At 34.7% G+C, this 18792-nt stretch carries 24 protein-coding genes; 6 read left to right on the top strand and 18 right to left on the bottom strand.

Features of this window, described 5'->3' with window-relative positions:
* Positions 1-3: 3 nt before the first annotated feature.
* The 5 genes from rsmH to BMY57_RS00100 form a co-directional block, all read right to left on the bottom strand.
* The gene (gene rsmH / locus BMY57_RS00120) at positions 4-978 is read right to left on the bottom strand and encodes a 16S rRNA (cytosine(1402)-N(4))-methyltransferase RsmH (RefSeq protein ID WP_091771981.1); all 975 of its coding nucleotides are present in this window, start codon (positions 976-978) and stop codon (positions 4-6) included.
* 17 nt (positions 979-995) lie between these two features.
* A complete protein-coding gene (gene mraZ, locus BMY57_RS00115) occupies positions 996-1427 on the bottom strand; it encodes a division/cell wall cluster transcriptional repressor MraZ (RefSeq protein ID WP_091771980.1) in 432 nt (143 codons plus the stop codon).
* A 184-nt stretch (positions 1428-1611) separates the two neighbouring features.
* A complete protein-coding gene (gene bshC, locus BMY57_RS00110) occupies positions 1612-3234 on the bottom strand; it encodes a bacillithiol biosynthesis cysteine-adding enzyme BshC (protein ID WP_091771979.1) in 1623 nt (540 codons plus the stop codon).
* 90 nt (positions 3235-3324) lie between these two features.
* The gene (locus BMY57_RS00105; RefSeq protein WP_091771978.1) at positions 3325-3696 is read right to left on the bottom strand and encodes a DUF3397 domain-containing protein; all 372 of its coding nucleotides are present in this window, start codon (positions 3694-3696) and stop codon (positions 3325-3327) included.
* Positions 3697-3698: 2 nt separating this feature from the next.
* Positions 3699-4565 (bottom strand): 2-dehydropantoate 2-reductase, encoded by an 867-nt coding sequence (locus BMY57_RS00100; protein ID WP_091771977.1) that lies wholly within the window; start codon positions 4563-4565, stop codon positions 3699-3701.
* Positions 4566-4716: 151 nt separating this feature from the next.
* On the opposite strand from BMY57_RS00100, the gene BMY57_RS00095 reads away from it, so the two are divergent.
* Positions 4717-5196 (top strand): N-acetyltransferase, encoded by a 480-nt coding sequence (locus BMY57_RS00095; RefSeq protein ID WP_091771976.1) that lies wholly within the window; start codon positions 4717-4719, stop codon positions 5194-5196.
* Between the two features lie 46 nt (positions 5197-5242).
* Here BMY57_RS00095 and BMY57_RS00090 read toward each other — a convergent pair whose 3' ends face one another.
* From BMY57_RS00090 to BMY57_RS00075, 4 genes are all read right to left on the bottom strand, one after another.
* Positions 5243-5698, bottom strand: a complete 456-nt coding sequence (locus BMY57_RS00090) for an RsfA family transcriptional regulator (RefSeq protein ID WP_277673783.1) — start codon at positions 5696-5698, stop codon at positions 5243-5245.
* A 76-nt stretch (positions 5699-5774) separates the two neighbouring features.
* Positions 5775-6536 (bottom strand): enoyl-CoA hydratase/isomerase family protein, encoded by a 762-nt coding sequence (locus BMY57_RS00085; protein WP_091771974.1) that lies wholly within the window; start codon positions 6534-6536, stop codon positions 5775-5777.
* A gap of 73 nt (positions 6537-6609) precedes the next feature.
* Positions 6610-6786, bottom strand: a complete 177-nt coding sequence (gene rpmF / locus BMY57_RS00080; protein WP_091771973.1) for a 50S ribosomal protein L32 — start codon at positions 6784-6786, stop codon at positions 6610-6612.
* A gap of 55 nt (positions 6787-6841) precedes the next feature.
* The gene (locus tag BMY57_RS00075) at positions 6842-7381 is read right to left on the bottom strand and encodes a YceD family protein (RefSeq protein WP_091771972.1); all 540 of its coding nucleotides are present in this window, start codon (positions 7379-7381) and stop codon (positions 6842-6844) included.
* 155 nt (positions 7382-7536) lie between these two features.
* Here BMY57_RS00075 and BMY57_RS00070 point away from each other — a divergent pair, with 155 nt between their 5' ends.
* Positions 7537-8748: a nucleotidyltransferase gene (locus BMY57_RS00070; RefSeq protein ID WP_091771971.1), complete on the top strand. Its 1212-nt coding sequence runs from the start codon at positions 7537-7539 to the stop codon at positions 8746-8748.
* A gap of 68 nt (positions 8749-8816) precedes the next feature.
* Here BMY57_RS00070 and BMY57_RS00065 read toward each other — a convergent pair whose 3' ends face one another.
* Both BMY57_RS00065 and BMY57_RS00060 read right to left on the bottom strand, forming a co-directional pair.
* Positions 8817-9842, bottom strand: a complete 1026-nt coding sequence (locus tag BMY57_RS00065; RefSeq protein WP_091771970.1) for a SepM family pheromone-processing serine protease — start codon at positions 9840-9842, stop codon at positions 8817-8819.
* A complete protein-coding gene (locus tag BMY57_RS00060) occupies positions 9829-10623 on the bottom strand; it encodes a patatin-like phospholipase family protein (RefSeq protein WP_091771969.1) in 795 nt (264 codons plus the stop codon). The genes BMY57_RS00065 and BMY57_RS00060 overlap by 14 nt, the downstream gene beginning before the upstream one ends.
* Positions 10624-10776: 153 nt before the next feature.
* Between BMY57_RS00060 and spoVV the strand changes: the two genes are divergently transcribed.
* Positions 10777-11997: a dipicolinic acid transporter SpoVV gene (gene spoVV / locus BMY57_RS00055; RefSeq protein WP_091771968.1), complete on the top strand. Its 1221-nt coding sequence runs from the start codon at positions 10777-10779 to the stop codon at positions 11995-11997.
* 101 nt (positions 11998-12098) lie between these two features.
* Here the strand turns inward: spoVV and coaD are convergent, their stop codons facing one another.
* A complete protein-coding gene (gene coaD / locus BMY57_RS00050; RefSeq protein ID WP_091771967.1) occupies positions 12099-12578 on the bottom strand; it encodes a pantetheine-phosphate adenylyltransferase in 480 nt (159 codons plus the stop codon).
* An 11-nt stretch (positions 12579-12589) separates the two neighbouring features.
* Positions 12590-13153: a 16S rRNA (guanine(966)-N(2))-methyltransferase RsmD gene (gene rsmD / locus BMY57_RS00045; protein ID WP_256205209.1), complete on the bottom strand. Its 564-nt coding sequence runs from the start codon at positions 13151-13153 to the stop codon at positions 12590-12592.
* Positions 13154-13550: 397 nt separating this feature from the next.
* Between rsmD and BMY57_RS00040 the strand changes: the two genes are divergently transcribed.
* Positions 13551-13937, top strand: coding sequence for a DUF7147 family protein (locus BMY57_RS00040; RefSeq protein ID WP_091771966.1), 387 nt, complete (start codon positions 13551-13553; stop codon positions 13935-13937).
* A gap of 59 nt (positions 13938-13996) precedes the next feature.
* Here the strand turns inward: BMY57_RS00040 and BMY57_RS00035 are convergent, their stop codons facing one another.
* The 3 genes from BMY57_RS00035 to ylbD all read right to left on the bottom strand — a co-directional run bounded on the left by BMY57_RS00035 (position 13997) and on the right by ylbD (position 15187).
* Positions 13997-14272 (bottom strand): YlbG family protein, encoded by a 276-nt coding sequence (locus BMY57_RS00035; RefSeq protein ID WP_091771965.1) that lies wholly within the window; start codon positions 14270-14272, stop codon positions 13997-13999.
* A 25-nt stretch (positions 14273-14297) separates the two neighbouring features.
* Positions 14298-14744, bottom strand: a complete 447-nt coding sequence (locus BMY57_RS00030; RefSeq protein ID WP_091771964.1) for a YlbF/YmcA family competence regulator — start codon at positions 14742-14744, stop codon at positions 14298-14300.
* Positions 14745-14809: 65 nt separating this feature from the next.
* Positions 14810-15187, bottom strand: a complete 378-nt coding sequence (gene ylbD / locus BMY57_RS00025; RefSeq protein WP_091771963.1) for a spore coat protein YlbD — start codon at positions 15185-15187, stop codon at positions 14810-14812.
* Between the two features lie 198 nt (positions 15188-15385).
* Here ylbD and BMY57_RS00020 point away from each other — a divergent pair, with 198 nt between their 5' ends.
* Together BMY57_RS00020 and ytvI are read left to right on the top strand one after the other, a co-directional pair.
* Positions 15386-15763 carry a YugN family protein gene (locus tag BMY57_RS00020; RefSeq protein ID WP_091772189.1) on the top strand — a complete coding sequence of 126 codons (378 nt, stop codon included), beginning with the start codon at positions 15386-15388 and terminating at the stop codon, positions 15761-15763.
* A gap of 79 nt (positions 15764-15842) precedes the next feature.
* Positions 15843-16901 (top strand): sporulation integral membrane protein YtvI, encoded by a 1059-nt coding sequence (gene ytvI, locus BMY57_RS00015; protein ID WP_091771962.1) that lies wholly within the window; start codon positions 15843-15845, stop codon positions 16899-16901.
* Between the two features lie 35 nt (positions 16902-16936).
* On the opposite strand, the gene BMY57_RS00010 is transcribed toward ytvI, so the two are convergent.
* Positions 16937-17389: a DUF420 domain-containing protein gene (locus BMY57_RS00010; RefSeq protein ID WP_091772188.1), complete on the bottom strand. Its 453-nt coding sequence runs from the start codon at positions 17387-17389 to the stop codon at positions 16937-16939.
* 11 nt (positions 17390-17400) lie between these two features.
* Positions 17401-18315 (bottom strand): cytochrome c oxidase assembly factor CtaG, encoded by a 915-nt coding sequence (gene ctaG / locus BMY57_RS00005; protein ID WP_091771961.1) that lies wholly within the window; start codon positions 18313-18315, stop codon positions 17401-17403.
* Positions 18316-18792 lie beyond the last annotated feature (477 nt).

The following is an 18792-nucleotide window of genomic DNA, read 5'->3' as shown; positions in this document are numbered from 1 at the left end:
CTGTTATTGCCTCCTTCGATTAATAGAATATTGTTCTTCCCATTCTTTTACCTTCTCAACAATTCTTAACTTCGCTGATCTTGAACGTCGATTTTCCTCGAGCTCTGATTCACTAGGTATAATGGGTTTTCTTGTAATTAATTTAAACGGGGGTTCTACTTCCTCCGGTAATACCGGAATGTCCTTTGGAATAGGTGGACTAGAACTCCATTTTTTCATAGACTGTTTACAAATCCGATCTTCTAATGAGTGAAAGGTTATGACAGCAATACGTCCACCAATTGCTACTTTTCTTGCAGCTTGTTCTAACGCTTTTTCAAAGACATTTAGTTCATCATTAACCGCAATCCGAATAGCTTGGAACACTCTTTTTGCTGGATGTCCACCTTTCCTTCTTGCAAATGCTGGAATTCCTTCTTTTATTAGATCAACTAATTCATACGTCGTTTCAATTGGTTTATTTTCTCTCGCTTTTTCAATCTTTCTTGCGATCTGTTTGAAAAACTTCTCTTCCCCATATCGCGAAAAAATTCTTACCAAATCTTCAAATGCCCACTCATTAACTACTTGATAAGCACTTAACGAGCTGTCTTGATTCATTCGCATATCCAAAGGAGCATCATGTTGATAACTGAAACCTCTTTCCGCTTCATCTAACTGAGGCGAGGACACTCCTAAATCAAAAATAATTCCATCAACTTCATTAACACCAAGTTGATCAAGTTCCTCCTCTAAATGAGCAAAATTCTCATGAACTAAAGTGATTCGATCTTGGTATTCTGACAGAACTTCTTCTGCATATTGGATGGCTTTCAAATCTTGATCGAAGGCAATGAGCCTTCCATCAGATGAAAGTTTTTTTACAATATTTTTAGAATGACCTGCCCCACCAAGTGTACAGTCCACATATATTCCATTCTCTTTGATGTTTAAACCTTCTATTGCTTCTTTATTGAGTACACTGTAGTGATCGAACATTTAGGCACCTCTTTAACTTAAATATCGAAATCCATTAAGTTCTCTGCAATATCGGCAAACGACTCTTCGGACTCCTCTACATAGTCTGTCCATTTTTCTTTAGCCCATAATTCAATACGATTAGACACCCCGATCACAATACATTCCTTATCTAGATCGGCATATTTTCTAAGTGGCGAAGGAATGTTTATACGTCCTTGTTTGTCTATGTCGCACTCAACTGCTCCTGAAAAGAAGAACCGAGTAAATGCACGGGCATCTTTTTTTGTTAATGGTAATTTCTTTAATTTTTCTTCTAGAATTCGCCATTCTTCTTGTGGGTATGCAAATAAACAATTGTCTAATCCACGAGTTAAGACAAAAGATTCTCCAAGCCCTTCCCTGAACTTGGCAGGTACAATGATTCTTCCTTTGGAATCTATATTATGTTGAAATTCACCCATGAACATAGACTTCGCCCCACTTTTAATTTAGTTTACCACATTCCCCCACTTTCTACCACTTCATTTTTAAATTTTTTTAGTAAAAATTAAAAAAGCATATCCAGAATTGATCTGGATATGCTTTAAACCGCGAATTTAAGAGGTATTTGGTTATCGGATTTTGTAGTGGGGGATGGTGGTGGATGAGTGGTTAAAGTTCTACCACTAAATGGTCTTGTTCCCACCTGGGTGGAACCTCTAACAACTTCTTGGGTAAATCCAACCCATATTCATTCATGAAATAGACGATATTCCACACTCTTTCTTGCAAGCTGTGATGAGGATAATAATAGGCATTTAATTCCTCAAGTTGTGAAATAGTATGTTGATGTTTCCGCTTTACCTCTTTCATCATTTTCTTCTCTAGTTTTTTTAACTCAGATTGAATCAATTTCAAATTGGACTGCGCAAATTCACCAAGGTCAACTTGAATTTCAGAAGCCAGATCTTGTAATGGTTGGTGAATCAATTCAATATCTTGTTCAACCTGTTCTACCACATCTTCAATCGGTGAAGATGTCTGGCGTTTTAACCAATTAATTTTATAACGATTAGTTCCTTCAGTCATTACTTGTTCAAATGGTAATCCAAAACGTTTTAACCATTGTTGATGTTTAGAGTCTAACAATGTAATCGTTAGACGCGGCGTAATGATTGGAAACTGCAAATTTAATGTTTCAAAAGCTGGCTTTAAAGTAGACCAGTATGCAATCTCTCCGGGTCCACCAATAAAGGATAGTACCGGGAATACCATCTCCTGCATGATCGGGCGTGTTACAACATTGTTACTAAATTGATCTGGTTTCTTTTGAATTTCTTCAACTAATTCCTCATGAGTAAAGGAAACTTGCTCATCCTTTGATACCCATCGTCCATCTTCCACCTCTAGTAAAAGGCGTTCACCGTTCATATGATAAAATAAATGCCCATCTTCTGTCGTTGCATCTAAATTTATCGAATAAGACTTTGAATCAAGCTCTTTAAGTTGATTAACAACGGATTGAGCGATAGCAGGTTGATGTTCAACTAATTGAATAAAATAATCTTTCTCTAAACATCGAATATCTGGGTGATCCGAATCAACTAATACTAACCCCTCATGAGCGAACATTTGGTGAATCATTTTTGCAAAGAAATCTACATACGAATCACCATGTTGAATAGCGTTAATAATTGATTGATATAGGTGTTTAGTATGTTCTGTTTCTTTAAAAGTTGAAAATAATTGGTTTACCCATGATTTAATTTCTTCTACATCGATTATTCGCTTTGATACTGGTTTTTTATCAAGAGATTCAGATTTCACCTTATATTTTTTTAGCCTTTGATCCTTCATCGCAAATATATGATTAATCTCTTCAAAATCGTGGTCTTCTCCAGCTATCCAAAAAACAGGTATGACCGGCTTCCCTAAATGTTCTTGTTGTTCCTTAGCCTGAAGGATAATAGACACAATTTTATGAATGGTATAAAGTGGACCAGTTAAAAGGCCGGCTTGCTGACCGCCAATTACCACAACCGATTCAGGATTTCTTATTTGTTCTATATGATCTTTTACTTGTTCAGTTAACCCCCATTTTTGATTTTGTGATATTAACACATCAGCTAATTTATCTCTTTGATATGTTTGATGCATTAAGTATTCATAACGCTTTTTAAAGCTCCTCAATTGATACGGATCATAATGAAAATGAGTAAAAATACTTTCGCTTCGGTTTCGATAATCTTTTATTAAAGATGATTGCTTTTTTAATTCGATCGGTTGACAATTCATATTAATACCTTCCTTTGACGATCTCGCATGATAATTCCGTTTGTTATTGTAACGAATTACGATTGAATTTTCACATCATATGTTTTGAAATTAATATGTCATATAAATTCCAATAGGTAATAACACGATATAACTAATGGCTAACAATATAAATCCAGCTCTCCAAACTACTCGAAAAGCCATCCTAAAATTCACATCTATTTCATTACGCCATTGAATCGTTATAACAATAATCATCGCCACCATATACATAACCAAGAACCATATTAAAAAAGAATAATCAAATATTAAAAACAAAAGAGCATTGACGGCCAATATAAAAAATAAGCTTGACCAATCTGCTGCTAATTTGGTTGAACGAGTCGCTTGATTTGTAATTTTCTTTGAGATGTAAAAAATCACAAAAAATGTGGCGTATGGAACGGTAGCTAACAAGGCAATTAATGTGGCGAAATAATCCATAACTAACTCCTTTGCAATCGATTCATTTCTTTTGCTTTAATGCATTGGTACATAAAGTGTTGTAAAAGTACATCATGTTTTGAGTGTTTGACGATATAACCATTGATATAGTCAATCTCAGTTAAACGATGTTGTTGTAGATCTACTAACATTGAGGAGTAGTTTTCTTGGGTGTTTTCTGCAACGGTATGAACTAATTCCCAGCATCGTTCTTCATTAAGTGAGAATGCTTTGGCTGCTTCACTAGTTAATTGTTTGGCCATACTCTTCAAATACGAGTTTTTTAAAATTTCACCATTAGGAATTTCAAATAAAGCCGTAAGCGGGTTAATTACACTATTTACCACCAACTTTTCTTGAATGGTAGAAAAGATATCTTGATCATAATAAACTGGAAAACTTTCATCATCTAGTTGTTGTTGGATGATTTCTGCACTCTTACTGCCTTGATCAGAACCAATACGAATTTGCCCCAGTCCATTAAGTCTTATTTGATAATCATTTATTTTAGTAACCCCATGTTGGCACACGCCGAAAAATAAAACATGATTTAGACCATTAACTTTTTCAACATGGCCTAAACCATTTTGTATGAATAAAATATGAGTCGAATCTAAATTTTGTATGTAAGGTAATAAAGAATCCATTTGAGTTTGTTTGACGCATATGATTAAAAGATCATGCATCTTCAACTCAGAAATGATTTTAACATCTATTTCATATTTATGGTCATCTAATAAAATCCCTTGTCGTACAATTTCATTTTGCTGTTCCGTTCTTCTAACATAACCTGTTACACGATGTCTTTTTGACAATTGAGAAGCTATGAACAACCCAACTGACCCTAATCCGATAACTCCTATATCCATGGAATATCACTCACTTAGTCCTTTTCTTTTATTTTATCAGAAAATAGACCTATGAAAATCGAATTGCTTCAGATTTATTATATTGCTTTCATTTTCAATCATTTCATTTTATATTATAATGAGATTAGCAAGATTAAGGGGGCTTATAGACATGTCAGGCGAGGTAGAACGTTTACTGATTAATTTTAAAACACTTGAAGAATTTAAAAAGTTTAAAGAGTACGGTATCCAAGAACTATCTATGCTAGAAGATTTGCAACATAATATGATTGAAAACAATAGCGAATCCCCGTTCTTCGGAATTTATTATGGTAATTCTTTAGTTGCTCGAATGAGCTTATACCAAGTAGATAAAAAATATGATTACTACTTTGATCCAAAACAAGACTATCTAGAACTTTGGAAATTAGAAGTTCTTGAGAACTACCGTCATAAAGGATTTGGTAAAAAGTTAGTCGAATTCGCTAAAAGTTATGGATTACCAATTAAAACAAATGCAAGAATAAACTCTCAAGGTTTTTGGGAGAAAATGGGCTTCCAACCAGCTACTTATGAAATGGAACGTGATTTTGGAGAAAACCCATTTATTTGGATGCCACAAGGCGTAGACGAAAAACAAAATGAACAATAAACCTTAAAAACGCTCTTCCATCTATTTTAAAGATGGAAGAGCGTTTTTATTTACTCTGGGCATTCTTTCTAACTTCACTGACCTTCTCATATATTTCATCTATGATTTGTTCATACTGTTCAAGCTGTTGTTTCAATTGTAGTTGTTCGGAGCTTACCTGATACTGTTCTTTAGCACCTTCTTGATTATAATAGACACCTTTGATTTGCTCTAATTGATTGATAACTTCATCAAATGCCTTTAATCGAGGATAGCTTAAAGATACACTTGTGGAATCATTTAATTTCTTTCGACTTTGTTTCGCTAAATCTATCGCTTGTCGATATTGCTTTCTCAAGTTAGCATTCCACCTAAAACCGCAAGCCTGAGGCGTTCTAGATAAACGCTCTCCAACTTCTTCAAAAGCTTTCATTTGTGTTTTACCTTCTCGTATATAACGTAATACTGTCTCAGCTAAAAGTAAATCTTCGTCTTTCGTCCATGCATCCTGCCTCGTTGACATCACTATACACCCCTTAACTCTATTAACTTTAATATTACTCTATGCAACTCATTAAGGGGTTAGAAGGATTTACAAATTATTTTTTGGATAAAAATTGCTGAACAGCCTGTTTATGTTCATTTGAAACCCATAAGCGACTGCATGCTCTAACTTCATCATCCATTTGTTGTTTTAGTTGATCTAAATCTATGTATTTTAGTCGTTGACTTTTCCATAGTCTCATTTGATCTGCACTACGATTTAGATAAGGTTCTAACAATTTATTATCTGATGATATACTTCTATCATTCACAATTTTTTGAACAAACCCCATTTTCAAAAGTTCATCCGACTTTTTTAAATCGGCTTCTATTAACCACTGGAAGGCTAATTGTGTATCAATCCTTCTATAAAGAAGCGTTCCTCCACCCCAGCCAGTAGAAATTCCTAATTTACCTTGTATAAACCCAAAATTCTCTTCAGGTACTGCGAAACGGAAGTCACAAGCAGATGCAATCTCTAGTCCACCCCCTCTTGCCAAGCCATTTAACCAAGCAATAGTTGGTACAGGTAAAGTAGCTATTTTGTATAGAATTTCTTGCATTGGTTTCAATGTTTGATAAGCTTCTTCCTCTTCCAAATCCCCGTGGAAATCATTTAAATCACCACCAGAACAGAAGGCTTTATTTCCACTTCCCGTTACAATCAAAAATTTCATCTCATGTGTTTGTTCAATTTCATTTATTTGCTCAATTAGTTCATGAATCATGGTTTTAGATACAGCATTTAATTTATGAGGTCGATTTAATGTTAATACCGCAAACTGTTCAGGGTAAACCTTTAATAAACTATCTCCCATAGTTTCCTCTCCCTTAAAATCTATAACTGAGGTTATATAAAAAAAGATGCCTCAATGATGAGACATCTCTTTCTTACTTCTCTTCAACAACCTCTTTACCATCATAGTGGCCACATGATTTACATACGTGGTGAGGTTTAGTATATTCACCGCAATTTGAACATTCTACCATGTTTGGTAAATGTAATTTCTTATGCGTACGACGTTGGCGCTTCACTTTTTTAGAAGTTCTTCTCTTTGGTACTGCCATGTGTTACACCTCCCTTTAAGTGATCCCATATATCAAAAGTGGGATTCCTTGAACATTAATCATTTTTGTCATTAAAGAAGTTTTTTAATGAAGATAAACGAGGATCTACCTTTTCTTTTCCCTCTTCTTCATGTTTTGCTTTTAATTCTTCATGTTCATCTTCCTGAAGAAGATCCCAACCGCTTCCTTCAGAAACGATATTGTCGATCGTTGCCTCATCACTATAAACTCTAATTGGAACTTCCAATAAAATATTTTCCTTGATATAAGGCAGTAAGTCAAGCACTTCTTGATTAATAAAATGAATATCTTCATTATTTTTCGCTTCATACTCAACTGTTGTAAATCGATCAACTGCTTGAACATCAAATTGGTATGGAACATCTACTAACGTTCGTGCACAAGGTAAGGTCATCGTACCTTTAACCGTGTAGCGAAACGTAAATGATTCACCTTGCACGGTCGCTTCACCTTTTACCTTTACATCTGTAATGTTCCGAATATCATTGTCCATACTTTCTAATTCATCTACATTTACTGTATCTTCAAAATCATATGGAGCTTCTCTTTTAATTTTTTGTAAGGAAAATTTCATAATATCACCTCAAGGCAACAAGAGTTATTGTAAAAGGAAATGAACCTTTTGTCAATATTTTTTCTTAACACCACAGTTTTTAGTCAAGTTTATCTTGATTTTATATGTTAATCATTCTAAATTAGAGTTAGTACAATAATTAGGCGGTGTTATACATGAAGGCATGTGGTTTAATAGTTGAATATAATCCCTTTCATAATGGACATGTCTATCACGTTGAACAATCTAAGGAACGCACCAACGCTGATGTGATGGTCGCAGTTATGAGTGGCTCTTTTTTACAGCGCGGTGAGCCAGCCATTATCGATAAATTCCATCGTACAAAAGCGGCGTTACAACACGGAGTCGATATTGTTTTAGAACTACCGTTTGTTTATGCTGTCCAATATTCTGACTTATTCGCAAGGGGTGCTATTTTAACACTATCACAATTAAATGTCGACTATGTTTGTTTTGGGAGTGAGGCAGGGAATATCACACCTTTCTTAGAAGGTTACGATCATTACTTAAAGCATAAACCATATTTCCAGCAACAGCTACACCAATTTTTAAGTGAAGGCTTGTCTTTCCCACAGGCTAGTAAAAATGCTTACCAGACCATTGATTTAGCTTCTGGAGAAATTGATCTTGGACAACCAAATAACATATTGGGCTTTAGTTATGTCAAAGCCATTAAAGAACTACAAACCTCCATCAAACCCGAAACGATTAAGCGAACTAAAAGTGGATATCATGATGAACAGATTGAGCATGAGATAGCGAGTGCTACAAGTATTCGTAAAGAGTTATTAACCCAGGGTACTATGTCTAATAACATACAAAATGCTTTACCTTATGCCACGGCACAACAAATTAAGAAATATAAAGAAGATTATCACTCCTGGCATGAATGGGAAATTTATTTCCCATTTTTACAGCTCCTAATACAAACCAAAACACATGAGGAATTAAGAAATATTCATGGTGTTATAGAAGGGTTAGAGTATCGATTAAAAAGCACGGTACAAGAAGCTGGTAGTTTCCATCATTGGATGACCCTTCTAAAAACGAAAAGATACACCTGGACAAGACTGCAACGTATGTTCGTCCATTTATTAACTAATACAACTCATGAACAATTAGAGCCTTACAAAGCTCTAACCGAACCACCTTACCTTCGAATACTGGGAATGAATCAAAACGGACGGCAATATATTCAATCTGTTAAAAAGGAAATGGATGTGCCACTCATTTCAAATATTCAAGAGTTAAATCACCCAATGCTTCAATTAGAAGAAAAAGCGACAGACGCTTATTACAGTCCATTATCTCCAAAATTCAAACAACAACTAAAAAAACAAGAGCTTCGTGGACCTATTATGATATAAAGAAAAGAAATGCCTTATGAAAATGGCATTTCTTTTTTAATTTCCTTAAATGAATAATTAAAAACATCTCATGATTTGTGTTCCAAATTATTTAAGTAATCCAATGCGTCTTGGAATGTATCAACTGGAACGATCTCCATGTCTGTTCCAATCTCTTCTGCCGTTTGTTTTGCAATTTCATAATTCGAACCTTCTATTCCACCTTCATTTGGCGCAAAAAATACCTCTGCTCCATCACGATCAGCTGCTACTACTTTTTTATCGATCCCACCGATTCGATATACTTTTCCATCATAATCTATTTCTCCTGTACCTGCGACTTGATAACCTTTTGTAATATCTTCAGATGTTAACTGATCATAAATTTCTAATGACATCATTAAACCGGCACTTGGTCCTCCTATACTTCCACTATTAAAATGAACATCTGGGTTCACTTCAACTTCTCGGTCTGTCACTAAAGAAACTCCCATTCCAACTCGATCAGGTTCATCAGGGAAGGTATCTAATTCAAATGAGACATTTTGTTCTTGATCCTCTCGAATAACTGTCAATTCTATTTCATCACCCTTCGTATAAGATGATGTCAAATCCATAACTTCTTGAGAGGACGTCACACTTTGACCGTTCATCTCAATAATTTGATCTCCTGGCATCAAGTGTCCTTCTGCAGGCATTCCATCCACAACAGCCATAATATAAACACCTTGATAATCAATCGTTATATCTTTATCGGCCGCTTCATAAGCCACAACTGTTGCCGCTTCTTGTGATGACTCCATAAAATGAAGCTGCGTATTCATATACTCTTCTTGACTAATACCCTCAGGCCTGACTTGCTCTAAATCATATATTTGATAATGAGGGCGAATTTTAGCCCACAAATAATAAATAGGGGTTGCTTGACCACCACGAACCGTCACTAAATGAAGCTCTCCTTCACTGTCAAATCGTTGATCTACTTCAACAACTTCATCCAAAGCATAAATACCACCAGGTTGGTATATATAATAATCTAATTTATAGCTTGATAAAAAAAGAACTGCCACTATTATGATTGAATATAACAATAATTGTTTTTTATTTATTTTCATGAAGATCCTTCCAATCCTTTATAGCTTTGTTTATTGACTGAATATGCTTCTTAGCTTCTTCCTCCCCTTTTTGAATTATTTCTCCAATTTGAGTATAGTTTCTAGAACTATATGAATAAACTTCTGGACGCATGACAATATCCGCATCCACCATGCGATAGTTTGTAATTTCATTTTGCATGATATCAATGCTCTGCATAATGATATCGTAAATAGAATGAACATCTGTGTTTTCTTCAAATTTTGAACAATCCACTGCAATCACAAGATCGGCCCCCATATCTTTAACCACTGATACCGGAATTCGATCTATGACGCCACCATCAACTAACAAACGGTCATCTACTTTTTCAGGGACAAATATTCCAGGAATCGAAATACTCGCTCTTACGGCAGATGCAGCATCTCCTTTTTGAAAGATTATTTTTTCACCACTATAAATATCAGTCGTGACAACGGAAACAGGAATTTTAAAGTCCTCTAATTTTTTATTATAAGTAAACATTTTTATGTAAGATTTAATCCTTTCCCCTTGGATTAAACCCATTTTAGGAACCATGATATCCATAAAATATTTTCTTTTAAATGTTAAAGCCAATTGATACATTTGATCAATGGATTGTCCTGCTCCATAAAAGGCCCCTACTAAAGCCCCCATACTACTTCCAGCAATATAATCAATTGGAATTTTATTTTCTTCAAGGATTTTGATGACACCTAAATGCGAAAATCCTCGTGCCCCACCAGAACCTAATGCTAATCCAATTTTTGGTCGGCTCATATGCCTCTCTCCTGTCAAAAATAATCTCTTCTATGCATATATACTCGACCATTCCGCGTATAGTGTATAAGACGTAACCTGTTTCATTATTCATTATATTTTACTATGCAATGGTCTATTCGTACAGCCAGGAAAGCTATAGGAGGAATCCCTGTGTTAAATAAAATAAGAACCATTTTTTACACTGTTAGTACTATATTTTTAGCAGTCGCTATTATTATCTTTCCTGATGAATCGCTAGAAGCGTCTATTAGAGGACTGAAGCTATGGTTTGAAATCGTATTCCCTTCCTTGCTTCCCTTTTTTATTATAGCAGAATTATTGCTAGCATTCGGGATTGTAAAAGTTATAGGGATGATCTTAGAACCATTAATGAGACCACTATTTAATATTCCTGGCTCTGGGGGAGTCGTCCTTGGCATGGGACTAGCTAGCGGGTATCCTTCAGGTGCTAAAATATCATCTAGACTTCGTCAAGAGGGTGTCTTAACTCAAATTGAAGCCGAACGTCTAGTATCATTTACGAATGCCTCTAATCCTTTATTTATTTTTGGAGCTATATCAATCGGATTTTTTCATGACCCTAAAACTGGCTTATTACTAGCCATTAGTCATTATGTAGGCGCGATATTAGTTGGGCTTTGTATGAGATTTTATAAGTACCGAGAAACCCAAACCGAAAAACAAACCAATGATCAACGTGAATCATTTATTAGACGTGCATGGAATACCCTTCACCACGAACGTTTAAAAAAGAATGAACCACTTGGGCAGGTTCTTGGACGAGCCGTTTCTTCTTCCATTCAAACATTAGTAACCATTGGTGGATTCATCATATTATTCTCAGTGATGAATAAATTATTGTTTTTAACTGGAATTACTAACAATATAAGTATATTGTTAGGACAAGTATTGGATTGGTTTAACATTCATGAAGGTTTATCGTTACCTTTTATTACAGGTTTATTTGAAATAACATTAGGAGCTCAAATGATTTCCCAAACGGACAACGCATCATTACTCATTCAACTTGTATTTGTCAGCGCCGTTCTTGCATTTAATGGATTTTCGATACAAGCTCAAGTAGCCAGCATATTAGCTTCCACAGATATTAGATTTGCACCTTACTTTTTTGCACGACTACTACACATAGTATTTTCAGTATGGTTAACGATTATATTATTTAAACCACTATACTTAAATCGAAATGCGTTTTCACCTTATGACATCACGGTTGATTCAGAAGGTCAGACTATACATCACTATTTTTGGTTCGATTTGTGGAATTGGTTAGATCAATATGGTTATTTAATATCATTAGCCGCTTTAGCCATTGGCTGCACGATTATTTATTCAAGATTAAGAAGACCGTGAAATAAGCTTCTTAATTCAGTATATAAACTATCTTTATACAAAAACCAGCTCTATCAGTCATAGTAATTTGACTATTAGAGCTGGAACTTATTATAAATCACTTACTTGTATTTTTCTTTTAACGCGTTTGCAACAACTTCCGGTACTAAATCTGAAACGTCAGATTGATACTTAGCCGCTTCTTTAACGATACTAGAACTTAAGAAAGAATATTGATTGTTTGTCATCATAAAAAATGTTTCAATATTTTCATCTAACTTACGGTTCATCGATGTAATCTGCATTTCATATTCAAAATCACTCACCGCACGGAGGCCACGTAAAATCACATCCACATTTTTCTTCTGTGCATAGTCAACTAATAAACCTTGACTAACATCACAAGACACATTTGGAAGATCTTTTGTAGCTTCCCTAATGAGTTCTAAACGTTCTTCCACTGAGAAAAGTGGTGATTTAGAACGGTTATTGAAAACTGCAACAATGACATGGTCGAAGATCTTAGCCCCTCTACGAATAATATCTAAATGACCATATGTAATTGGATCGAAACTCCCTGGACAAATCGCTGTTTTTGGCATATGTATCCCCCTCATTTATCAAATCGATAGATAGTAATTTGCGTCAATGAACCGTAATCTTCTTGCCTTAACATTGTATAACTTTCGAAAGAATCTGGCAATTGCTCTTCCGATGCGTGCTCACAAACGACGATGCATCGATCTTCTAATACACCATGTTCAGATAATGCTGATAATAGTTTATCAAATGAAGCTTTTCTATACGGTGGGTCTAAAAATATATAGTTATAAACTTTATTTCGTTTCCCTGCAGCCTTTATTGCACGAAAAGCATCATTACGATAGACTTCACTTCTACTCTGTAAATTTAGTGACTGAATATTATGTTTGATCGTTTGAATAGCGTGATATTGATGGTCAACAAACGTCACGTGCTCCATCCCACGACTCATAGCTTCTATTCCTAAATTACCACTACCTGCAAACAAATCTAATGCTAGTCCACCATCGAAAAAGGGTCCTATCATTTGAAATAAAGCCTCTTTCACTTTATCAGTGGTCGGTCTCGTTTTCTGATTAGGAACAGCTAATATAGGATGCCCTTTAAATTCCCCTGCTATAACTCTCATTTTCATCACCAACTTTTTTATTTTTTAGATGTATATATTTCACTCCTCTGGTAATAATAACTGCTAGAACGGAACTAAGAGGAATCCGTTCGACTCGGAGAAAGTCTTATCATTCCCCATAAGACCTTCTTCCGGTTTCTCCTCTCCCTTTTTGTACTCTCTCTGTTGAATGACGGAGAGTTGTGGCTTTTCTTTAATCAATAGATTAAAGAAAAGCCACTTTTTTTGGTTACTTTTATTATTCTTTTAAATATATATTTAAATACAACCATAACTCCTCAAAAATTCATATTTCGAGTTTAGTCGACTTTATTTTATCAAAAGGTTATAAAAGTGACTATGTTAATTCACAAAATAATTAAAACATGCTACATTAAAAAAAGTGAGTCGAGGAGGTAAAAATATGACACAGCGTTTTATAAAACTTGGAGATGGTTATGGGGACGTTTATGAGTTAATAACATTAGTCGAATCAATGCCTGAACGCGTACATCAATTATTAGCATTCCACACCATTAAAAATGACGAAGAAAAGACTTCTATTGCTGCTGTATTTAATCCGACGGAAAAAGGGAATTTTCAACCCATATATATTTGCCTAGAAGGCATCCCAAAGCCCGAAGGAAACACTTCAAATGTAAGATATGACGCCTTTAAAGAACTCAGCGAACAAATAAATAAGCCGATCATTGAATTAGTCGTTCCACCTTCTGATACATATCATGAACTCGAACTATACTATCAGCAATTAATCGCAGTTTTAAGGTTAAATCATATTATCCGCTCTTAAACTGAAAATCTATTCTTAAATACAAAAAAACTGAAGCCTGGCTAAAAGGCTTCAGTTTTTTAGTAAATACTTCTGACTTCATATTCTTTTTCTTCTACTTCACCCTTCTTTTGATATGCGGTATCAATGAAAGGTTTATAAGAAAAATCAACTTTTCTTACAAAATTCAACCTTCTGATTTGTTCCATAATATCTTCAATATCATCTTGGTTGACGTATAAAAGGATGTATTTTTGCTTTCTAGAAGCATAAATTAAATGGCCATACCTTCGAAGGCGTTTGACATATTTATGATGTTTCACCCAAACGACTAAACCTTGGCGTTTTGTTATCATATTTATTACCTCATTTCTTACGAGATTAAGAGGCCTGGCAACCGCAAGAGCCGCCACTTCCGCAACCACAACCAGATCCTGTATCTTTTAGAGCTATGCCATCTCTAGGTGCTTTAATATTTGGGCTGATAGCATTTGCCACAATCTCAGAAACATCATCTAATAAACCTTGAAGCTGAGTTTCAGATTGTTTATAAATCGCTACTGTCTCATGCATATCTAAATCACGCTTCTGTTCTCTAATTTCTTTCATAATTTTGCTATAATCAGGATGATAACGGCCAAAGCGTTGTACATCCTCATAATGTTCTTTCATTTTAGCAAAATCATCCATCAGTTTTCGAGCTTCTGAATCCTGGTATAAATCTTGTTTTCTTTTCGTGTATATGTGAAAGTCCTCTGACTGCTTAATCATTTTGCCTAACTTTTCTGCATGCTCAAGTGCATCAATTACTTCCATATTAGCGAGCATATACTCACCTCCATATTTTTATCTTATCAAAATGAAGGTGAGATTACCAATACTGAATTTACATGTTAAAAGAAGCGTTTTCTTTGGTTATACTGTTGATAAGGGTCATGATGTCCCCTCTTTTGAAGAAATCCTTGGACTTGATCAATGGTCTTGGATAAATTATTAACCTGTTTTTCAAATTGGTCAAAATCAATCTTTGATACCATGTCCAATAAGTTCGAGAATTTTCCAGAACCAGATTCAGAGTCTTTGTGATCATCTTGTGGTGTAATTAGTTCATACTTTTCCCATAACGGATCTTTTTCTCCATGTTTATACCATATATCGAAAAGTTCTTGCCAGCTATATTTACCACGACGGACATCATCAACCAGCCCTTGCCTAGATTGAACGAACTTCTTGAATTCACGAACTTCTTCAGGTAAATCTAAACGATTCATAATTCATCACCCTTTCTTACTTTATGAACTGCTATAATATTATAAGTAGAAATGGGTTATTGTGTTCATCATTCTAGAAATCCAATTAATATTTGACTAAAATGTTACACATTACCGATATTTACTTTTAAATAATTGATAAATTCACGGTTTCATAATATGATGAATTTAATGAAACTTATTGTAGAGGTGAATGAAATGAAATTAGAAAACAATGAAATTAAAGACACTGTATTAGACTTACAACCACTAACATATATCATGGAAAGAAATGGTTTTGTTTTAGCTGGTCAATGGGATTATGAACGCGTCACGTACGATTTAAAAGTGAATTCCCCAGAAAAAAATATTACTTATTACATCCGAGTAAGTGGTTATGCCGTTGAAGGAGATGTTGACTCAGGAAAAGCAGTCATCAAACTACTCACTCCACTATTAGGTAAGCACCACTACCCTCACGGCGTAGAATACGGTGAAGAAGAAGGTTTCCCTCAAAATATTATCGATAAAGCAGATCGCGTACTTTCTAATGTCGACAATCAATTAAAACAATTTATCGAAGAAGAGGCTAATTAGGAAAAACATATTAAGGACTCAGCTAATATAGCTGAGTCCTTATATGACGATTTTAAGTACGAAAGGGGACTAGGTTTAATTGTTCAAAAATATTACTAAAAGACAATGGACGATTGCTCTATATATCTTACTACTTTTGTTACTAGCCTACTTTATCTTACCAATTTCAGTCCCACTTATTTTAGCTTTTCTTACGGCTTTGTTCTTAAACCCTTTAGTGCGGTTTAACACTAGACGGTTTCGAATTTCTAGGAAGCTTTCAGTTACAATTGTTTTTCTAGTGTTTATATTAATCTTAGCGACAATTGGTACATACACCACGACAAAAGTGGTAGGTCAAGTCATTAAGATCACAGAAAATATCCCTGCTTACATAAACGATCTTGAATCTGAATTAGTGGAATTTCAAACTAAACTGGATGCCTTTACTGAAGAATGGCCTGATGAATTTATTAAATCTGTTGAAAAGCGTATTACTGAAAATTTAACTGCTTATGGGCAAACATTACAAGAATACAATTACGTCGAAAGTATCACCCAACTCTTCATGAAGATTCCGGACTTTCTCATCAGTTTACTAGTTTATTTAATTGCTTTATTTTTATTTATGCTAGATTTACCTAACTTAAGAGATAAGTTTTACGGAATGATGACTGAACAAACTAAAGAAAAATTCAAATTCATGAACGCACGTTTGTCATATGTGTTACTTGGTTTTCTTAAAGCACAGTTTCTAGTTAGTATAATCATTTTCACAGTTTCTTTAATAGGTCTATTACTTATTACACCTGAAGTTGCTTTGATCATGTCAATCATTATATGGTTGGTTGATTTAATCCCGATCATTGGGTCCATCATTATTCTTGGACCTTGGTCATTGTATATGCTTATTACAGGTGACGTAGTTTTAGGAACTAAGTTGGCCATTCTTGCCATTATATTACTAGCAATCAGACGTACGATTGAACCTAAAGTAATGGGACACCATATCGGTTTATCCCCTCTACCAACTTTAATTGCCATGTTCTTAGGATTACAGTTAATTGGATTTTTAGGGTTCTTCTTAGGTCCACTTGTCGTCATCCTGTTTAATTCAGCTAAAGAAGCTGGAATTATAAAATGGAATCTAAAAATATAAGAAAAGCGTTCTGACATTTTGTCAGAACGCTTTTTTTATCCAAAGATAGCTTGGAATAAATTTTGCCCATGCTCTCCTTCGTATAAAACATATAGGAGCAAGTAAACCGCAACACCTGTAATGGCTGTAAAAAACCAGATAACACTAGTAATAGGTCCAATTTTTCGGTGCTTAGAAATATTTCGTTTAAATGCTAAAATCAACGTTACGATTCCAAACACACCACCAGTTGTAGCTAAAAAGATATGGAAAATCAAAAAGATTGTATAATATATTTTCATATCTTCCGGACCGCCAAAACTAGTGTTTCCAATAAAAATCGTACGTGACATATACAAAATAAAGAACGATAGTGCAAAAACAGCACCTGTAATCATGACATATTTATGCTGTTTTCGTTTGTTTTGAGCAATTAAAATCCATCCAATTGCAATAAAAATTGCACTAATCACAATAAATGATGTACTAATCGTCGGTAAAAGTGGCAAATTCATTTTCCTCAACCTCTTTCATAATTCGGCGTTAAATTTTGCTGTGATGGTAATGGGTCAATCCCGCGATTTTCTTTTCTAAACCAATTATAGAAAACTCGAGCTAATACTGCACCATAAATTAATTCTTGTAATACCTTCATGATGATTCCTGCTGCTTGTTGGTCATATACTAACGGCATATTTAAAAATAATTGAGGTCCACCAAGAGTCATATTTTGCAATACATCGATTGGAACACATAGTGCCATAGCTTGCATAAAGGCGTCAGGTTCCGAATAAGTCGCATACAATGGTGCATCTGCGAAGATAATTAACGCACAAGCTGGCGTAATTAATATTCCGCTTCCAAAAATGTAGAAAATTTTATATAAAGGTTTAATATATTCTTGTTCTTCAAGTGGTGTGATTAATGGCCACCAGAAACAAAAAGCTGCAAAGAATATAAATAACGTGACAGACCAATGAACTAAATTATCCGTTTTTGAAAAATCTAAAATCGCTGGTATATGATATAGAGAGAATGTTGCATTAAAGAAAAGTACAGCGATTAATGGCTTCGTTAACAAGTTTAATATTTGTTTAATTACAGGAGTCTTGAAGATTTTCCTCCACCATTCCTGTGGTAATCCCTTAATGATAAGGATCGGGATTATTAAATAGAACACAGCCATTTGGACCATGTGTGCCATTAATACGATGTGTGATAATAAGTACAATGGTGATCCTTTAACAATATAAAATAGGATTAAAGCGATGTATACATAAAATTTTTGTTTTCGTGTCGGTCCTTCTTTTAATCCAGCTTTATGTTTTAAAGGTCCTGTAAATAAGTAAAATAGTAAACCTAGAATAAGTGTTATGAAAATAATTTCAGGACTCCAGAGTGCCCGAAATCCAAATATTTGTATTTTATCCCACATGAATATCACCTCGAAGGTTCTCGTCTATCACCAATTAGTATACAACAATCTAAACGTTAACACGACTAAATCCCTTATCGTTAATAAAATTGTTGAAATTAACGCAAATAAAAAAGCCAGCTTTTGAGCGGAACTATACCCCCCCAGTTAGTGGACTAATTAAAAAAGTTCCTAACTGGGGTTTTGTTATGTTGATTATCTCTCATTGTTATAATGAAATTAGTCATAACTAGGACGATTTATCAAAAGAATTTTATGATCTGCCGCAGTGGAAATACACTTCGCTTTCCACTGGCACGGCTTCAACTTCCCAAAGTTCACTAACGTTCACTTTGGGTGATTTTCAGCTCGTGCTGTTCCCGTAGGAGTCTCGTGTATTTCTACTGCTGGTAAGGATTAACGATAAAGAGGTGTTTAAACATGAGTAATACAATTTTTAATGCTAAACAAATGGACCTACTTGAACAAAACCCAAAC

Origin of the sequence: Piscibacillus halophilus (assembly GCF_900110685.1) — a bacterium.
GTDB classification, from domain to species: Bacteria; Bacillota; Bacilli; order Bacillales; family Alkalibacillaceae; genus Piscibacillus; species Piscibacillus halophilus.
The sequence above is the reverse complement of the archived record's forward strand: the minus strand, read 5'-3'. Positions and strand labels throughout refer to the sequence as shown.